21 protein-coding genes are annotated in these 15552 nt (G+C 72.4%); 10 read left to right on the top strand and 11 right to left on the bottom strand.

Annotated features, from left to right (window positions below):
* Positions 1-24: 24 nt before the first annotated feature.
* On the top strand, positions 25-543 hold the full coding sequence (locus ACZ5OX_RS25785; RefSeq protein ID WP_465633315.1) for a hypothetical protein: 519 nt from the start codon (positions 25-27) through the stop codon (positions 541-543).
* On the opposite strand, the gene ACZ5OX_RS25780 is transcribed toward ACZ5OX_RS25785, so the two are convergent.
* Both ACZ5OX_RS25780 and ACZ5OX_RS25775 read right to left on the bottom strand, forming a co-directional pair.
* On the bottom strand, positions 530-910 hold the full coding sequence (locus ACZ5OX_RS25780; protein WP_107086361.1) for a type II toxin-antitoxin system VapC family toxin: 381 nt from the start codon (positions 908-910) through the stop codon (positions 530-532). The genes ACZ5OX_RS25785 and ACZ5OX_RS25780 overlap by 14 nt on opposite strands.
* Before the next feature lie 34 nt (positions 911-944).
* Positions 945-1229, bottom strand: coding sequence for a type II toxin-antitoxin system Phd/YefM family antitoxin (locus ACZ5OX_RS25775; RefSeq protein ID WP_063349249.1), 285 nt, complete (start codon positions 1227-1229; stop codon positions 945-947).
* 228 nt (positions 1230-1457) lie between these two features.
* Here ACZ5OX_RS25775 and ACZ5OX_RS25770 point away from each other — a divergent pair, with 228 nt between their 5' ends.
* Together ACZ5OX_RS25770 and ACZ5OX_RS25765 are read left to right on the top strand one after the other, a co-directional pair.
* Entirely contained in the window at positions 1458-1763 is a 306-nt protein-coding gene (locus ACZ5OX_RS25770) for a DUF6412 domain-containing protein (RefSeq protein WP_465633313.1), read from the top strand.
* Between the two features lie 134 nt (positions 1764-1897).
* Positions 1898-2629: a YidC/Oxa1 family membrane protein insertase gene (locus ACZ5OX_RS25765; RefSeq protein ID WP_465633311.1), complete on the top strand. Its 732-nt coding sequence runs from the start codon at positions 1898-1900 to the stop codon at positions 2627-2629.
* Between the two features lie 7 nt (positions 2630-2636).
* On the opposite strand, the gene ACZ5OX_RS25760 is transcribed toward ACZ5OX_RS25765, so the two are convergent.
* A complete protein-coding gene (locus tag ACZ5OX_RS25760) occupies positions 2637-3320 on the bottom strand; it encodes an HAD family hydrolase (protein ID WP_465633309.1) in 684 nt (227 codons plus the stop codon).
* Between the two features lie 67 nt (positions 3321-3387).
* Positions 3388-3963 (bottom strand): NUDIX hydrolase, encoded by a 576-nt coding sequence (locus tag ACZ5OX_RS25755; protein ID WP_465633307.1) that lies wholly within the window; start codon positions 3961-3963, stop codon positions 3388-3390.
* Between the two features lie 409 nt (positions 3964-4372).
* Between ACZ5OX_RS25755 and ACZ5OX_RS25750 the strand changes: the two genes are divergently transcribed.
* Positions 4373-5140, top strand: a complete 768-nt coding sequence (locus ACZ5OX_RS25750) for a CDP-alcohol phosphatidyltransferase family protein (protein WP_465633305.1) — start codon at positions 4373-4375, stop codon at positions 5138-5140.
* Positions 5141-5948: 808 nt separating this feature from the next.
* Here ACZ5OX_RS25750 and ACZ5OX_RS25745 read toward each other — a convergent pair.
* Positions 5949-6533, bottom strand: a complete 585-nt coding sequence (locus ACZ5OX_RS25745; RefSeq protein ID WP_449789687.1) for a hypothetical protein — start codon at positions 6531-6533, stop codon at positions 5949-5951.
* Between the two features lie 329 nt (positions 6534-6862).
* Positions 6863-8398 (bottom strand): MFS transporter, encoded by a 1536-nt coding sequence (locus tag ACZ5OX_RS25740; protein ID WP_465633446.1) that lies wholly within the window; start codon positions 8396-8398, stop codon positions 6863-6865.
* 188 nt (positions 8399-8586) lie between these two features.
* On the opposite strand from ACZ5OX_RS25740, the gene ACZ5OX_RS25735 reads away from it, so the two are divergent.
* Positions 8587-9045, top strand: a complete 459-nt coding sequence (locus tag ACZ5OX_RS25735) for a MarR family winged helix-turn-helix transcriptional regulator (RefSeq protein WP_449789688.1) — start codon at positions 8587-8589, stop codon at positions 9043-9045.
* A 112-nt stretch (positions 9046-9157) separates the two neighbouring features.
* On the opposite strand, the gene ACZ5OX_RS25730 is transcribed toward ACZ5OX_RS25735, so the two are convergent.
* The 3 genes from ACZ5OX_RS25730 to ACZ5OX_RS25720 all read right to left on the bottom strand — a co-directional run bounded on the left by ACZ5OX_RS25730 (position 9158) and on the right by ACZ5OX_RS25720 (position 11585).
* Positions 9158-9493, bottom strand: a complete 336-nt coding sequence (locus tag ACZ5OX_RS25730) for an NIPSNAP family protein (RefSeq protein WP_449789689.1) — start codon at positions 9491-9493, stop codon at positions 9158-9160.
* 173 nt (positions 9494-9666) lie between these two features.
* The gene (locus tag ACZ5OX_RS25725; protein WP_465633303.1) at positions 9667-10701 is read right to left on the bottom strand and encodes a 2-dehydropantoate 2-reductase; all 1035 of its coding nucleotides are present in this window, start codon (positions 10699-10701) and stop codon (positions 9667-9669) included.
* Positions 10702-10763: 62 nt separating this feature from the next.
* Positions 10764-11585 (bottom strand): class II aldolase/adducin family protein, encoded by an 822-nt coding sequence (locus ACZ5OX_RS25720; RefSeq protein ID WP_465633301.1) that lies wholly within the window; start codon positions 11583-11585, stop codon positions 10764-10766.
* Positions 11586-11713: 128 nt separating this feature from the next.
* On the opposite strand from ACZ5OX_RS25720, the gene ACZ5OX_RS25715 reads away from it, so the two are divergent.
* Positions 11714-11836: a hypothetical protein gene (locus ACZ5OX_RS25715; protein WP_465633300.1), complete on the top strand. Its 123-nt coding sequence runs from the start codon at positions 11714-11716 to the stop codon at positions 11834-11836.
* Entirely contained in the window at positions 11833-12960 is a 1128-nt protein-coding gene (locus ACZ5OX_RS25710) for a tryptophan dimethylallyltransferase family protein (RefSeq protein WP_465633298.1), read from the top strand. Before ACZ5OX_RS25715 ends, ACZ5OX_RS25710 begins: the two co-directional genes overlap by 4 nt.
* Before the next feature lie 96 nt (positions 12961-13056).
* On the opposite strand, the gene ACZ5OX_RS25705 is transcribed toward ACZ5OX_RS25710, so the two are convergent.
* Both ACZ5OX_RS25705 and ACZ5OX_RS25700 read right to left on the bottom strand, forming a co-directional pair.
* On the bottom strand, positions 13057-13326 hold the full coding sequence (locus tag ACZ5OX_RS25705) for a hypothetical protein (protein ID WP_465633296.1): 270 nt from the start codon (positions 13324-13326) through the stop codon (positions 13057-13059).
* Positions 13323-13691 carry an ATP-binding protein gene (locus tag ACZ5OX_RS25700; RefSeq protein ID WP_449789695.1) on the bottom strand — a complete coding sequence of 123 codons (369 nt, stop codon included), beginning with the start codon at positions 13689-13691 and terminating at the stop codon, positions 13323-13325. The genes ACZ5OX_RS25705 and ACZ5OX_RS25700 overlap by 4 nt, the downstream gene beginning before the upstream one ends.
* Positions 13692-13918: 227 nt before the next feature.
* Between ACZ5OX_RS25700 and ACZ5OX_RS25695 the strand changes: the two genes are divergently transcribed.
* From ACZ5OX_RS25695 to ACZ5OX_RS25685, 3 genes are read left to right on the top strand one after another with little or no spacing between them, the layout of a single operon-like run.
* The gene (locus tag ACZ5OX_RS25695) at positions 13919-14764 is read left to right on the top strand and encodes a helix-turn-helix domain-containing protein (protein WP_465633294.1); all 846 of its coding nucleotides are present in this window, start codon (positions 13919-13921) and stop codon (positions 14762-14764) included.
* A gap of 11 nt (positions 14765-14775) precedes the next feature.
* Positions 14776-14961, top strand: a complete 186-nt coding sequence (locus ACZ5OX_RS25690) for a DUF397 domain-containing protein (RefSeq protein ID WP_465633292.1) — start codon at positions 14776-14778, stop codon at positions 14959-14961.
* A 24-nt stretch (positions 14962-14985) separates the two neighbouring features.
* The gene (locus ACZ5OX_RS25685; protein ID WP_465633290.1) at positions 14986-15171 is read left to right on the top strand and encodes a DUF397 domain-containing protein; all 186 of its coding nucleotides are present in this window, start codon (positions 14986-14988) and stop codon (positions 15169-15171) included.
* Positions 15172-15552: the final 381 nt, after the last annotated feature.

Raw genomic sequence — 15552 nt, 5'->3', positions numbered from 1 at the left:
AACCGAGTTCCTACGATGATCGCCATGAGCACCCGGGGGGAGCGGCGGGCCGCACGCAAGGCCGCGGACGAGGAACGGATCCGCCAGGACCAGGAGCGGGACCGGTGGTTCAGGGCGCGCGAGAGCGCCGGAGCGTTGGCGCTGCAGCGGAAGGCCTGGGCCCGCGGGGACCGGACCGACTTCGGCGGGTGCGTGAAGGCGACCGGGCCGGACGGCCGACCGGTCCTGATCGTGATCGAGCGGCCGTACGGGTACCGGGAGCCCGCGCAGGGCGGCTTCGTCGAGAAGCTGCTGAACGTCCTCGCCGTCATCCCCTTCATCGAGATCGTCGTCGCTGCGGTCGTCGTGCTGTTCCTGACGTTCCGCTGGCTGTTCATCGAGCTGACCGGCCGCCCGCACTTCGTGGTCACCGCCTGCCCTGAGGGGGGCGGTGACGAGCAGGTGGTCACCAGGACCCGGCGGCGCCCTGCCGCGATCAAGGCCGCGACGGCCCTGGCGGACGAGGTGGATCGCAGCGGGACCGCCGCCCTCACACCCCGATGACCTCCACCGCCGAGCCCAGCCCCCGGAAGTCCGCCACGTTGCGGGTGTACAGCGGCAGCCCGTGGGCCGAGGCCACCGCGGCGATCATCAGGTCTATCCGGCGCGGGCGCGGCTGCCGCCCCGCGGCGATGGTGAGGGTGACCAGCGTCCCGTAGCGGGCGGCGGCGGCCGCGTCGAAGGGCAGTGGGTCGAAGTCCGCCATCGCCGCGCCCAGCACCTCCAGCCGGGCCGCCCGGCTGGCCGGGTCCCTGGCCATCGACACGCCCTGCTGCAACTCGGCGAAGGTGATCGCGGTCAGCTCCGGTACGGCCGGCAGGTCGGACGGGCTGAGCAGCGCCAGGTCGATGTACACGCAGGTGTCCAGCACCCCGGCCGGCCTTCGCCGGGGCGCCCTGCGGCGCTCAGCCACGCCGCCGCTCGAACGGGTCGTCGCCCTCGTCCCCCACCAGTTCCTCGGGCCCGAAGTACTCCTCGGCCTCCTTGCGCATCTGCTGGTAGTCCACCCGCGGCAGCTTCACGTGCCGCGCCACCAGCTCCTCCGCCGTGAGCCGCCGGCGCCCGGACACCGGCCGCAGCTCGGCGACCTCGACCCCGTTCCTGGTGATGTGGAAGGTCTCCCCCGCCTCCACCGCGTCCATCACCGCGGCGGAGTTGTTCCGGAACTCCCGCTGGGTAATCGTCTTCACCCTTCCACGGTAGCCCCGCGTAGCCCCGCCGGCTACACCTCCTGCACGTCCCGACCCCGGGCCGGGAACGACACCTTCGAGCACGAACGGAAACGGGGCGACGACGGGCGCGGGCGCGGGTGGGGACGCACCGCCGGGGAAATCCCCGACGGGCGGGAACCCTGCGGCTCGGAGGATCGTCGTGCTGGTACGTCAGGGAGCCGAGGACACCGGGAGGGGGAGGGCGCCGTGGCCGTGGTCGCGATGCTGCTGGGCCTGCTCCGGGTGTTGACCGGGGAGTCGGTGGCCGACAGCGGGACGCTGGCGTCGGTTGCCGCCGTGGCGGCCGTGGTGCTGGTGGCCGGGGCGGTCGCCGGGGCACTGGCCGGGGCACTGGCCGGGGCGCGGCTGCTGGGGGCTCGGGCACCGGCGGCGGTGCGCAGCGGGGTGCTGCGGCGTCGGGCGTTCGGTACGGCGTTCCTTCCGCAGCGTGATCCGGACGCCCGGGGCAGGCGACGCCCCAGGGCGCCGGGAGCGGCCCCGGCGGCCGCGTGAACCCTCTTCCGCCGGTCTTCCGCGAGTCTTCCGCACGACCGTAAGACCGTAAGGCAGTAGGACCGTAAGACGTTCTCTGTGGCCGTCCTCCGCCGATCACTCATGTCCTGAGACCCCGGAGGGCTCGCTTCACCATGTCCGTACTCGCCGTTCTCGACCCGGCCGTCGCCGTCGCGCACGCCGTCGTCGCCGCCGTCGCCCACCTGGTGCCGACCGCGCCGGCCATCATCCTGTTCACCGTCGCCGTCCGGCTGGCGCTGCACCCGCTGGCGCGGGCGGCGGCGCGCGGGGAGAAGGCCAGGGCGCGGCTGGCGCCGAAGGTCGCCGCGCTGCAGCGCAAGCACCGGGACCGGCCGGAGAAGCTGCGGGAGGCGATGGCCGAGATGTACCGCAAGGAGCAGGTGTCGCCGTTCGCGGGGTGCCTGCCGCTGCTGGTGCAGATCCCGTTCTTCTCGGTGATGTACCGCCTGTTCACCACCCCGAACGACCTGCTGGACCACACCCTGTTCGGCGTACCGCTGGGCCTGCACGTCACGGGTGCGCACGGCGCCGGGCAGTGGGTGGTGTTCGGGGTGCTGTTCGCCGGGCTGGCGGCGGTCGGGGTCGTCAACTTCCGCCGGGCCCGGCGCGCGGCCGCGACGGCGGCGGCAGCGGCAACGACGGCAGCGGCAACGACGGCGAAGGCTCCGGCCCAGCCGGGGGCGGCGCTGCTGCCGTACCTGTCGTTCGGGTCGGTGCTGTTCGCGGCGCTGGTGCCGGTGGCCGCCGTGCTCTACCTGCTGACGACCGGCATCTGGTCGGCCGCCGAGCGGGCGTGGCTGCACCGGGACGGGACGCCCGTCCCGGCGACCTCGCTGATGGGCTGACGGACCATCAGAAGTGGCGCAGCAGCTCGGGGAAGGTCCCGAGCTGCAGCGTCGCCTCGTCGGGGCCGAGTTCCGTGTGCTCCAGCACCCAGGTGTGCTCGTGCGGGATGAAGACGGTGCGCAGGCCGGCCCGGCGGGCGGGGGCGATGTCGGACTTGGGCGAGTTGCCGATCATCCAGGTCCGGCCCGGGTCGAGGCCGAGGTCGGTGGTGAGCTGCCGGTAGGTGTCGACCGACTTCTCGGCGACGATGTGGATGCCCCGGAAGTGGTGGTCGATGGTGGACTCGGTCACCTTGCGCCGCTGTTCGTCCTGGTCGCCCTTGGTGAGCAGGAGCAGGTGGTGGCGGTCGGCGAGGGCGGCCAGGGTGTCGGCGACGCCGGGGATCAGTTCGACGTCGCGGCTGGTCAGCGGGGTGAGCAGGTCGTCGATGCGGGCCTGCTCCTCGGCCGTGGGGGTGCGGCTGTTGAGCTGCTGCAGGCAGTCGGCGAGGCTCTGCCGGAAGACGGTGGCGCCGTAGCCGAGGGTGGCGGAGTTGGCGGCCTCGATCTCGTTCAGCAGGGCCCTGGTGCGCACGTGCTCGGCCGGGGCGGCGACCCAGTTCAGGAAGCCGTCGATGACCCGCTCGAAGAGGACGTTGTTCTCCCAGAGGGTGTCGTCGGCGTCGAAGATCAGGGTCTGGTCGGTGTGCATCCGGTGGTCTCCAGGGGACGTCGGTCGGGCGGCAGGGGGCAGTCGGGCGGGCAGCGGCGGGAGTGGGTCAGGCGGGCGGCAGCAGGCGGGCGGCGCGGTCGAGGGTCTCACGGAGGTTCTCCTCGGTGGTCCGTCGCCCGGCCTCCTCGACGGTGAGCCACTCCAGCGGGGACGCCGGGTTCTCCGGCCGGGCCGACTCCGGGGTACCGGTGGCCAGCAGGAAGCGCAGGTCTGCGTGCTGGTGCGCGGGTTCGGCGGGCGAGGCGGGGACGGGCACCACGGCGAGGTGGACGAGGGCCGGGCCGGGCCAGGGGGTGAGGTCGGTCAGGCCGGTCTCCTCCAGGCCCTCGCGCAGGGCGATGTCCAGCGGCCGGGTCTCCCCCGGGTCGCCGTGGCCGCCGACGTGCAGCCAGGCCTGCTGGCGGACGTGCCAGCGCAGCAGGACGCGGCGGGTGGGCGGGTGGACGATCAGCGCGGAGGCGGTGAAGTGGAGCGGGAAGGTGCCCCTGTTCCAGGCGTCGGCGACGTCGAGGAGCCGGCGGGCCCGCTCGTGGTCGGTGGTCTCCACCGGCCCGTGCGGGCGGTGGTCCGCCAGCAGTCGGGCCAGGTCGGGGCTCTGGGACGGACTGCCCGTGGTCACCATGGATCTGCGCTCCTCGTTCTGCTCCGGGACCGCGCGGAGCGCGTCGACCGGTGCGCGGGTGGCGTGCGGGCGTGCGGGCGCGGGCGGTCGGGGGCGAGCGGTCGGCCCCGGGGCTTCGGGTTCCGGCGAACCCGCGCAGCCTAGCCCGGCCCGCTCGGGCGGCCCACCGGTTTTCACCGCCGCACCCTCCACCGCCCACACCGCCGTACACGCCGCCGTTCAGACCGCCGCCCGCTCCGCCCCGCACACCGCCCCGCGCCCCTCCGGCAGCCGTCCGGCAGCCGTCCGCGACAGACGTTCCACCGGTGGACACCTCCCGTACCACCACCGGCGCCCCACCCGGTCGGGGCGTTCCCCCGGAGGCCGTAGCCTGTGGTGATCGTTTCAGGACAGGTGGAGGGAAGTCGTCATGGTGGCTGCTCCGGCACTCGCCGAGCTGCGCGAGGTGTGCCAGCCGCAGGCCAAGCTTCAGAGCCGCAACGGCGAGCACTGGGCGGGCCGGATGTACATGCGGGCGATCTCGCTGCGGACGACCCGGCAGCTGGTGCGCACCTCGGTGTCGCCGAACACCCTCACCTGGGTGATGGTGGTGTGCGGGGTCGGCGGCGGCGCGGCCCTGCTGATCCCGGGCCTGACCGGCGCGGTACTGGCCGCCGTACTGTTCCAGCTGTTCCTGCTGTTCGACTGCGTGGACGGCGAAGTGGCGCGCTGGAAGCGCCGGTTCAGCATGGCCGGGGTGTACGTGGACCGGCTCGGCGCCTATCTGGCGGACGCCGCGCTGATGATCGGCGCGGGCGTACGGGCGGCGCGCGGCGGGTCGGAGTTGTGGGTGTCGGCGGGGCTGGCGGCCGCGCTGGGCGTGGTGCTGCTCAAGGCCTCGACCGACCTGGTGGACGTGGCCCGGGCCCGCAGCGGGCAGCTCCCGGCGACCGAGGAGTCGACGCAGCCGCGTTCCCAGGGCATCGCGACGGCCCGCAGGCTCGCCTCGGTGTTCAAGATCCACCGGGTGACGAACGGCATCGAGGCCTCGCTGGTGCTGCTGGCGGCGGCCGCGGTGGACGCGGGGCTCGGCAACCTGGACGCGACGCGGTGGACGCTCGCGGGCATCACGGTGATCACCTGGGGCATGGTGGTCGCGCACCTGGCGTCGATCCTGTCCTCCTCCCGACTGCGCTGAGCGCGCGGGCGAACGGGCGAACGGGCGAACGGACGGACCGCCGGAATCGACAACGCGCCCTGCACGGGAGGTCTACTCGGCCGACTTCCCGTGCAGGGCGCGCCACTTCGCCGGGAGGAGGCTCAGCGGCCGGAGCGGCTCGCGGACGCGGAGGACCCGGCGGCGGGCGCAGAGGACGAGGGAGTCGAGCCGGCCCGGCCGGTGGCGGTGGTGGCGGTACGGACGGAACGCTTCAAGGCCATGTGCACGACGAACCCGCGCCGGAGACGCCCACACCGCAGACCCCCGCACCGACCGAGCCCGCACCGACCGAGCCCGCACCGACGGCGGCCTGCCCCGCCTGTGACGGACCACTCCCGGCACCCGCCCCCTCCCCCGCCTGTCGGCACCCGGGCGGCCGACCGCCCCGCTACTGCTCGCCCCGCTGCCGCTCCCGCGCCTACCGGACCCGTCGGCGGGAACAGGCGGACGGCGTCACCTGAGCAGCGAGCCGCCGGCGTCACGTAACCCGGCGACGGCGTCACGTAACCCGGGCGTGGGCGGCGGGACCGCGGGCGTCCACGGCGAGTCGGCGCGAGCGCGGGCTCACCGCCGCGGGTCGCTCCGACTCGTGGCGCCGGCAGAGCGGCCCCGAGCCACCGGGGACGCGCAGGGCCTCACCGGCGCGGGGCCTCACCGCGGCGCAGGCCCGCAGGACGTTCAGAACCGAGCGGGTGACCGGCACCGTGCGGGGGGGTGCTCGGGCGCCCGCCGCGCGACGCCCGCTGCCGGGTGCGGGATCGCGCGGCGAACGACAAACGGGCCCGCGTCAGTAGCGGACGGCCTTGACCACCACCGGGATCAGAGTCTTGTCGGCCGGCTGCCGGCTGAAGGCGACGGGCTGGGCCTTGCCGTTCGCCGGGACGTTCTCGGCTCCGACGACGGCGCTGTCCACGGCCTTGCCGCCGGCGTCGGTGAAGTCGACCTGGACCGCGTAGGAGGCCGCGTTGGGCCCCGGGTTCTGGATCGTGACGACCACGGCGTGCAGACCTCCGGTGTTCTGCCGCGGGACTCCGGTGATGGTGATGTCGCCCTGCGCGTTGCCACCGTCCGTCACCCCGCTGAGCACCGAGGCGGCCTTCTCCTGGGTCGCGGACTGCTGGGCCGACACGGACGCCCCGAAGGCGGACGCCCTCGCGGAGAGCGAGGCGGCGGCCTCGGAGGCGGCCGCCGAGGCCGAGGCGGCTGCGGCCGACGCCGAGGCCAGCAGCGACTGCGCGGCGGAGGCGACGGCGGAGGGCGGCTCGCCGGAGAAGGCGCTCGTGTTGGGCGCGGTGGCCGTCGGCGAGCCGGCCGCCGTGCCCGACGGGCTGCTGCCGCAGGCCGCGAGCACCACGGCGCCGGACGCCGCCACGATCAGCGCGACCGTGCGCTGCGGTGTCCAGCTCCGGCCCGCGCGCCCGTCACCGCCCGCGCGACGGCCGGGCGGCGGACGGTGGCCGGTTCGGCCGTGGCTGGGGGGACTGTGGAGTTCACGCACCGAGGATCCCTCTCCTGGTCGGTGTTCGGCGGCCGAGGGGCCCGTACGTCCCCATGCTTGGCAACATCCCGCTCCACAGCGACAGCTCCTGACCCGTCCGAGTGGGCCGCCCCGCGCGGAGGCGGCCCGACCGGAGCCGGACGGGACCCGCTCGGGCCCGGACGGGACCCGCTCGGGCCCGGACGGGACCCCGGGCGCGAGGCTCAGGCGGTGGCCGGCTTCCCCGCATCGGCGGCCGCCGCGTCGGCGCCCGCCGTCTCCTGGGCCGGGACGGCGCGCAGCTGCGGCCCCGGCGGCGCGGGGATGACGGCGGCGACGGCGGCCGCGATCAGCGCGACGGCGCAGCCGATCACCAGGCCGACCCGGAAGCCGCCCTCCGAGGGCAGGGTGTGCCCGCCGAGGGTGACGGTCAGCTGCGACAGCACCACGCCCATCACGGCGGCGGACACCGAGGTGCCCAGCGAGCGCATCAGGGTGTTGAAGCTGTTCGCCGAGGCCGTCGCGGTCAGCGGCACCGCGCTCATGATCAGCGCGGGCATCGCGCCGTAGGCGAGGCCCACACCGCTGTTGCAGACGATCGTGACGACCAGCACGCCCCAGGTGGAGCCCATCAGCGGCAGCGCCAGCCCGTACCCGACGGCGATCGTCAGCGCCCCGGCGACCAGGGTGAACTTGGGTCCGCGGGCGGCCGACAGCTTGCCGCCGAGCGGGGAGACGACCATCATCATCAGCCCGCCGGGCGCCATCCACAGGCCCATCGCCAGCATCGACTGCCCCAGCCCGTAGCCGGTGGCCTTCGGCAGCTGGAGCAGCTGCGGGATGATCAGCGCCTGGGCGTACATGCCGAAGCCGACCAGCACGGAGGCGGCGTTGGTCAGCAGCACCCGCGGGCGCGCGGTGACCCGCAGGTCGACGAGCGGCTCGGTCACGCGCAGCTCCCAGCGGGCCCAGAGCATCAGGATCGCGGCGGAGGCGGTGAACAGGCCGAGGGTGCGGGTGCTGCCCCAGCCCCAGTCGCCGCCCTTGGAGACGGGCAGCAGCAGGCAGACCAGACCGACGCTCAGGCCGATCGCGCCGACGAAGTCGAACCGGCGGCCGGCGGAGCGGCCACCCACGGCGGAGCGGCCACCCGCGGCGGGCGAGGCCACGGTGGACGAGGCCGTCGAGTCCGTCGAGGCCGGGATGACGGTCCAGAGCATGCCGATGATGACGACGGTCAGCACGGCGGTGCCCCAGAACAGCACGCGCCAGCTGGCGTAGTCGGCGACGCCGGCCGCGATCGGCAGGCCGAGGCCGCCGCCGATCCCCATGGAGGCGCTGACCAGCGCGATCGCCGAGCCGAGCCGCTCGGGCGGCAGGACGTCGCGCAGCAGGCTGATGCCGATCGGCACCAGGCCCATGCCCATGCCCTGCAGCGCCCGGCCGGTGATCATCGGCAGCACGGAGTCGGCCACCGCGCACAGCACCGAGCCGAGCAGCAGCGGGACGCAGGAGGCGATGAGCATCGTCCGCTTGCCCAGCAGGTCGCCGAGGCGGCCGCTGATCGGGACGAAGACGGCGGCGGAGAGCAGGGTCGCGGTGATGACCCAGGAGGCGTTGGACGCGGTGGTGTGCAGGAGTTGCGGGAGTTCGCTGATCAGCGGGGTGACCAGGGTCTGCATGATCGCGGCGACGGTGCCGGTGAAGGCGAGCGTCGCCACGATCGGACCGGTACGGGCGGTGGGGGCGGGGCCGTTGATGACGGGCCTCCTCGGGCATTCGGGGGCGCAGGCGTGTGCAGTTCGCACACCATGTGCAGATAGCACAGATTGCTCAGGCTACACATGATGTGCGCTGTGCACAGCGTGTGGGATGCGCACATCTCTGGCATACTGGACGTGATCGACGAAGAACCCGCAGGTCAACGCGGTGATGAAGGGACTTCGACATGGCCGGCCCCACGCACGAGGTAGCCCTCGAGTTCCTGGTGTTCGCCCGGCACCGCGACCTCAACCAGGTCGACGACCGCCGCCCCGAGGGCAGCCAGCTCGAACGCAGCGCCTACATCCTGCTCAGCCGCGTCGCGGCCCAGGGGCCCATGTCGATCGGGCAGCTCAGCGACGCCTTCGGGCTGGACGTCTCCACGCTCAACCGCCAGACCGCGGCGCTCACCGCCGCCGGGCTCCTCGACCGCATCCCGGATCCGGACGGCGGCATCGCCCGCAAGTTCCGCCTGACCGAGGAGGGCCGGCGCCGGCTGGACGACGAGCGCGAGGCGCACGTCCGGGCGCTCGACCTGGTGATGGCGGACTGGCCGGAGGAGGACATCGCCACCTTCGCGGCGTACCTGCGCCGTTTCAACACCGGCATCGAACGGATCGACGGCCGCCCCTGGCCCCGGGGTTGAGGGTGCCGGCTTCGGGCCCGAGGCCCACCGGGGGCTCGGACGGTGAAGCCGGACGGGTGGAGCGGGAGCGGTCAGGGGCAGTCAGGGGCGGCCAGGGTCGGTCAGGGGCGGTTCAGGAGCGCTTGAAGACCTCGACCGCGTCGTCGGCGGCCTCGACCACGATCGAGTGCAGGCTCTCGATGCGGGAGACGATCGCCTCCCGCGGGCCCTGTCGCCAGACCTCGCTGCCGTAGAAGGCGTCCTCCTGCGCGCGGTGCTGCTCGATCGAGTCGAACGCCCGGATCAGGTACGCCTCCTCGTGCCCGTCCTCGTCCACGAGCGACGCCCCGTGGTCGACGACCCGGATGCCGGCCGCCCGCAGCAGCGGGACGGCCTCCTCGCCCATCACCCGGACGAAGTCGGCACGCGTGCCCGGCTTGAGGCGGTAGGTGCGGATCTCGAGTATCACGGTTTCCCCTCCGAGTGGTTGACGCCCCGTGACACCGGAGGACCGTCCCCCGGCCGGGGCGGGCGGAAGCCTACGCGGGAGCGCGGAGCCGCGCGCGGGAGTCGGCCCTGACCGAATCCTGCACTCGAGCCGGACGCACCGTCGACGGCGGCGCGATCACCGGGGCCCGACCGTCAGCCGACCGGGGCGACTTCGGCGAGCAGGGCGGGGCCGGCCCAGCCGGGCGCCGCGCCGGGGCCGGCCGCCTCGGCCTCGCGGACGAGGGCGATCAGACGGGCGTTGGCCGGGGCGGTGAGGCCGTGACGCTCGGCGAGGGCGACGATCTCGCCCTGGAGCGAGTCGATCTCGGTGGGGCGTCCGCGCTGGAGGTCCTCCCACATCGAGGAGCGGGCGGTGGCGTCGATCTGCAGGCTGGCCCCGGCCAGCTCGTGGAACTGCGCGTCCGACAGTTCGAGCACCTGCGGCATCGCGTCCGGCGGCACCGGGCCGAGCTGGGCCGGCTCCACTCCGGCGGCCCGGAACACCGCCAGCGCCTCCAGCTGGCAGCGCGCCACGCACCGCCGGTACGCCAGCTGCCCGACCTGCTCGCGCAGTGGCAGCCCGGAGAGCGCGTTGACGGCGTTGTTCAGGTTCATCAGCAGCTTCGCCGCCTGGACGGCCGGCATGTCCGACCGCAGCTCCAGCAGCAGGCCGCTCTCCCTGGCCGCGTCGGCGAGGGCGTCCGCGCCCTCCTCTCCCGCCAGCATCAACGACCCGCCGCTGCCCTGGTGGAAGGCGGCGGGGCCGGTCCGCACCACGTTGTACGGGACCATGCCGGCCAGCACCCGGTGGGACGGCAGCGCGGCCGCGAGCACCTCGGTGTTGCGCAGCCCGTTCTGGAAGCTGACCACCACCGTGTCGGGGCCCAGGTGCGGGGCGAGTTCCCGGGCGGCGGTCCCGGTGTCGGCGGACTTCACCGTGACCAGGACGTAGTCGGCGCCGGCCACGGCCTCCGGGCCGGTGGCGGCGGTCAGCGCCCGTACCTCGCGGCGGGCCTCGCCCGGGCCGGTGAGGGTCAGCCCGTCCGCGTCGATCGCCGCCATCGCGGCGGGGCGGCCGACCAGGGTGACCTCGGCGGTCGAGGCGAGCATGCCGCCGAGGTGGCAGCCGATAGACCCGGCGCCGAACACGGCGATCCGGAGCCTGCGCTGGGCGGGGGTGGTAGGCACGGTGCGGCTCCAGAACGAGGGCGAGGACGAGGAGGAGGAACGGGGGCGTGGGGCCGGGCCGGTCAGTCGAACAGGTCGGGGTCGGAGAGGGTGATCTGGTCCCACAGCGGGCGGGCCTGGAACCAGCCGGCCAGCGGACTCCCGAGCTGGTCGCGGGTCTTCAGCGCGGTCTCCCGGTCGATCAGCTTCGGCGTGCCGGCCGCCATCGCGAGCAGCTGCGCCTGGCAGGAGCGCTCCATGGTGATGAACCACCAGACCGCCTCGGCCACCGTCCCGCCGACCGTCAGCAGGCCGTGGTTCTGCAGGATCACGGCCTTGTGGTCGGCCAGCGCGGCGGCGACCCGCTTGCCCTCCTCGGTCTCGGTCACCACGCCCCGGTAGTCGCTGTACAGCCCGTGGTCCTCGAAGAAGGCGCAGGCGTCCTGGGTGATCGGGTCGAGCGGGATGCCGAGGCTGGAGAAGGCCTTGCCGTACAGCGAGTGGGAGTGCGCGGCGGCGACGGCGTCCGGGCGGGCCGCGTGCACCTGGGAGTGGATCGCGAACGCGGCCCGGTTCACGGGCCGGGTGCCGCGCAGCAGGGCTCCGTCGTGGTCGACCAGGACCAGGTCGGAGGCCTTGATCTGGTTGAAGCTCATGCCGAACGGGTTCACCCAGAACCAGTTCGGGTTCTCCGGGTCACGGACGGTGATGTGCCCGGCGACACCCTCCGAGAAGCCGAACCGGCCGAACAGGCGGAAGCCAGCCGCCAGTTGCTCCTTCCGGTACTGGCGCTCCTCCTCGACGGTGTCGAAGACCGGCGGCAGCGGCAGGGTCACCCCTTCCGGGGCCGGGCCCACGACGCCGGTCGCCGCGTACGGGTCGGCGGGCTGCTGCGGTGCGGACATGGCGTCTCCCGGGGCTGCGACGGTGGGGCAGGGGGTGGATCAAGCCAAAGACATGTTCGAAAGATACATACCTTTGGCAATGATCTCGTGCCTATGATCAATCTGATCACCGATCATGGAGAGGGGCAATGATGCGTAGGGCATTGGCAGCGCTGGCAGTTGGGATCGCCGCCGGTACGGCCCTGCTCGGCGGCACCTCGGTCACCACCGTCGCCGGCCAGTGGAACGAGCCCAACCAGTCGGGCCAGTGACCAGCCCGCTGCTTCGCGACGCGTCAACCGCCCCGGCTCCCTTCCGGGACCCGGAGAAGACGTTCGGGCAGTTCCTGGAAGAGAAGTGGACAGCCGTCTGCCGAGGCCTGGGCACAGGCGAGTTGGAGACGGCGCGCGTCCTGCGGGAGCTGCGGGACGTGCTCAGCCCTTGGGGCGCCCGCGCCATCGGGACCAGGTGCGATCCTCCGTCCTTCGTGTCGTCCGACGGCTTCCCCGCCGAGCTCTCCGTCAGCTGGAAGGCGGGGAAGCCGGAGGTCCGCATCCTGTTCGAGTCGCTGAGCAGCGATCGCACGCCACTCGGATATCAAGAAGCGGGACGGGAGTTGACGCTCCGGCTCGCCGAACGGCCGGGGGTGAGCATCGAGCGGTACCTCGACGTCGAGGACCTGTTCGTCACGGCCGCTCCCGACCACAACCGGCCCACCATCTGGCACTCCCTGGCCTGGCAGCCCGGCGAGCGGCCGCACTACAAGGTCTACCTCAACCCCCAGGCGCACGGCCTGGACCGGACGCACGAGGTCATGGCCGAGGCCATGCACCGACTGGGCCTGGAGAAGGCCTGGGAGCCGGTGGGTCGGCGGTGCGAGGAACTCGCGCTGCGCGGGCACGAGGTGGAGTTCTTCGCGCTTGATCTGGACGGCGGAAGCGCCTCCCGGGTGAAGGTCTACTTCCGCCATCTCCCGATGGCGATGGACGAGTTGGACACGGTCGCCGCACTGTCCCACCGCCACGACTCGGCGCGGGCGGCGCGGGCGCGTGCCGTGATCTACGGGCGAGACGGTGGCACGGTGGACAACGAGCCGATGACCTGCCTGGCGTTCCGCGAGGGTGCGACGGGGCCCGAGGAGGCCAACGTCTACCTGCGGCTGCCGGGGAACGCCCGGAGCGATGCCGAGGCGGCCGCGCGGATCGCGGAGCTGATGCGGATCGAGGGGGTCGACCCGCGCCCGCACGCCGAGGTGCTGAGGCGGCTGACGGCCGGGATCGAGGAAGGCGACACCGGTGTGCAGGAGCTGTGCAGCTACCGCACCATCGCGCCGGGTGCTCCCGCGCACATCGGGCTGTACCTGCGGTTCAACACCTATGCCAGGTCGGTGAACTGAGCACGCCGTCGGGGTCCGGATCGCCCGAATTCCATGCAAGCGCCCTTCCGGGACCGGGGCCTTCCGAGGTCGCAGGCCCGGGCATAGGCGCTGGCTCTACGTAGCCTCCGCCCCGTGGTGGACGTCGCGGTTGCGCCTGAACTCGCGGATGAGCGCGAGGAGGTTGATCAGAGTGCTGGCCGGGACGTTGCCGATGTCGACCAGCGGACGGCCGTGGAGGTTGGTTCCGCCCGGGGTCGCCGAGGGCCAGAGGAGGCCGAATTCCCGACCCTCGGTACGGAGTTCGACGATGAGCTCGGTCACCTGGCGCGAGGTGAGGTGGAGGAGCGCCGGGTCGGCGGGGTGGATGGGGTGGTGGGCGCTCACAGAGCACCGTCCTGGTGGAGCTCGAACCAGACGGTTTTGCCGAGGTGTTGGGGGTCGACGCCCCAGCGGTGGGTGAGGCCGGCGACGAGCTGGAGGCCCCGACCGGTCTCGGAGAGGAGCGAGAGGGGGCCCTTCTCCGGGGGGAGCGGACTGCGGTCGGAGACCGCGACGCGGAGGGTGTTGGCGCGGTGGTGGATCAGGATGACCGGGGAGGTCGTCTCGCCGTGGCGCCAGGCGTTGACGATGAGTTCGACCATCGCGAGTTCGGCATCCGCGATGAGGGAGGGCGGCCAGCCGGCGCTGGCCATCCCGTCGCGGAGGGCGTCGCGGGAGAGGGTGAGGGAGGGGGAGTTGAGGTTGCGCACAGCGTCTCCCGGAGGGGGATGGGTGAGACCGGCGGATGCGTCGCCGTGAACGAACCCACTGGACATGGGTGTTCTGCGGTGCACGAGCGGCGTTACTGACGATCCGTTCGGTGATCGGTGCATCACAGACTGTAGGACAGACTAGGGACATGTGCCATACGGTTAGGAACATGTCCCCAAAAAGAGTGGCTGGACTCGCACCACCGCTGCGTTAGATGCTTGATCCCATGCCCCATACCCCGAGCGCCCGCAAGCAGCGGATCGGCATTGAGCTACGGAAGATGCGCGATGCTGCCGGCAAGACGACCGCTGAGGCCGCCGCCGTCCTTGGGTTGAATCGCACGAAGATCACGCTCATCGAACAGGGGATGTACGCCGTCACCCCCGCTCGGGTGATCGCCCTTGCATCCGAGTACGAGGAAGGCGACTCCGCATACGTCGACGCTCTTGCAGCGATGGCGGGAGACAAGTCCAGAGGCTGGTGGGAGGACCACCGCGGACTCGTCTCCACCGGCCTGCTTGACATCTCAGAGGTCGAACATCACGCACACGGCCTCGCGACCTATCAGATCTGTCACGTGCCTGGCTTGATGCAGACCGAAGACACAGCTCGGGAGATATTCCGCGAGGTCTATCCACCATTGAGGCCGCTGAACATCGAAGCGCGGGTGGAGAACCGCATGCGCCGAGCACAGCTCCTCACTCGCAACAACCCCATGCCCTACGAGGCGATCGTCCACGAGGCCGCGCTCCGGATGATGTTCGGCGGGGCAGCCGTGGCCCGCGCCCAGCTCGACCATCTGCTGACGCTGTCAGAACTCCCCAACGTGACTCTACGCGTGGTGGAGTTCCGGGCCGGCGGCTTCAAGGGAGCAGGTCAGGCAGTCATGTACGCCCGAGGTCCGGTCTCCCGCTTGGACACCGTGCAGCTCGACTCCATCGGCACACCGGCCTTCCTGACCGATGTGAACCAGCTCAAGAACTATCAGGACGTCATTGCGGCGATGAGAGAGCGGGCGCTCGGCCCCGACGAGTCGCGTGACCTCATCTCCCGCGTAGCGAAGACCCTGTGAGAGGAATCGGCATGGATGAGCTCGCCTGGCAAAGGCCTACCGCATGCGGAGATGGGAACAACTGCCCTGAGGTGGCGGTCACTCCCGACGCCGTCTTCGTTCGCAGCAGTCTGCTGCCCGACGCCATCGCCCAACTCACCCCTGACGAGTGGCGCGACCTCGCTGCCGCCATCCGCGCCGGCGAGTTCGACCTGTAGCACCTGGTCAACGGAGGCCCTTCAATGAAGAACCTCGCCTGGACACGCCCCGCGGCGTGTGCCAATGCGAATAACTGCCCGGAGGTGGCCATCGCCTCCGACGCCGTCTACGTCCGCAGCAGCCTCCGACCCGAGGCCATCGCCCAACTCGATGTCAGCGAGTGGCGCGACCTCGTGGCCGCCATCCGCGCCGGCGAGTTCGACGCCTGACTCCCCCGATTCGGCACACGGGCGCTGACCTGCTAATGTTCCTGACGTCGCGAAAGAGATGATCTCTCGTCAGGCGTCAGCGGTGCTACCAGAGCACGTCCTACTTTCAGTAGGAAGAGTCCGTGCAACCCGGGCCTGGCGCTCCACAGTCGGAAGGGGTCCGGCACCTACCCAGGTGCCGGACCCCTTCCGCGTTCGCTCCGAGGCCGGCGGCCGGTCACCAGCCCGTACAGCGAGTGGCGGGACCTCGTGGCCGCCATCCGCGCCGGCGAGTTCGCTGACTGATCCCCCGATTCGGCACACGGGCGCTGACCTGCTAATGTTCCTGACGTCGCGAAAGAGATGATCTCTCGTCAGGCGTCAGCGGTGCTACCAGAGCAC

It is taken from the genome of Kitasatospora sp. NPDC032121 (assembly GCF_055580145.1).
Note: the sequence above shows the minus strand (reverse complement) of the source record. Positions and strands in the feature narration are given on the sequence as shown.

Excerpts from the sequence above, each read along its gene's own strand:
- ACZ5OX_RS25785 (WP_465633315.1), top strand. The coding sequence starts at position 25 with ATGAGCACCCGGGGGGAGCGGCGGGCCGCACGCAAGGCCGCGGACGAG.
- ACZ5OX_RS25765 (WP_465633311.1), top strand. The coding sequence starts at position 1,898 with ATGTCCGTACTCGCCGTTCTCGACCCGGCCGTCGCCGTCGCGCACGCC.
- ACZ5OX_RS25760 (WP_465633309.1), bottom strand. The coding sequence starts at position 3,320 with ATGCACACCGACCAGACCCTGATCTTCGACGCCGACGACACCCTCTGG.
- ACZ5OX_RS25755 (WP_465633307.1), bottom strand. The coding sequence starts at position 3,963 with ATGGTGACCACGGGCAGTCCGTCCCAGAGCCCCGACCTGGCCCGACTG.
- ACZ5OX_RS25750 (WP_465633305.1), top strand. The coding sequence starts at position 4,373 with ATGGTGGCTGCTCCGGCACTCGCCGAGCTGCGCGAGGTGTGCCAGCCG.
- ACZ5OX_RS25735 (WP_449789688.1), top strand. The coding sequence starts at position 8,587 with ATGGCCGGCCCCACGCACGAGGTAGCCCTCGAGTTCCTGGTGTTCGCC.
- ACZ5OX_RS25720 (WP_465633301.1), bottom strand. The coding sequence starts at position 11,585 with ATGTCCGCACCGCAGCAGCCCGCCGACCCGTACGCGGCGACCGGCGTC.
- ACZ5OX_RS25715 (WP_465633300.1), top strand. The coding sequence starts at position 11,714 with ATGATGCGTAGGGCATTGGCAGCGCTGGCAGTTGGGATCGCCGCCGGT.
- ACZ5OX_RS25695 (WP_465633294.1), top strand. The coding sequence starts at position 13,919 with ATGCCCCATACCCCGAGCGCCCGCAAGCAGCGGATCGGCATTGAGCTA.
- ACZ5OX_RS25690 (WP_465633292.1), top strand. The coding sequence starts at position 14,776 with ATGGATGAGCTCGCCTGGCAAAGGCCTACCGCATGCGGAGATGGGAAC.
- ACZ5OX_RS25685 (WP_465633290.1), top strand. The coding sequence starts at position 14,986 with ATGAAGAACCTCGCCTGGACACGCCCCGCGGCGTGTGCCAATGCGAAT.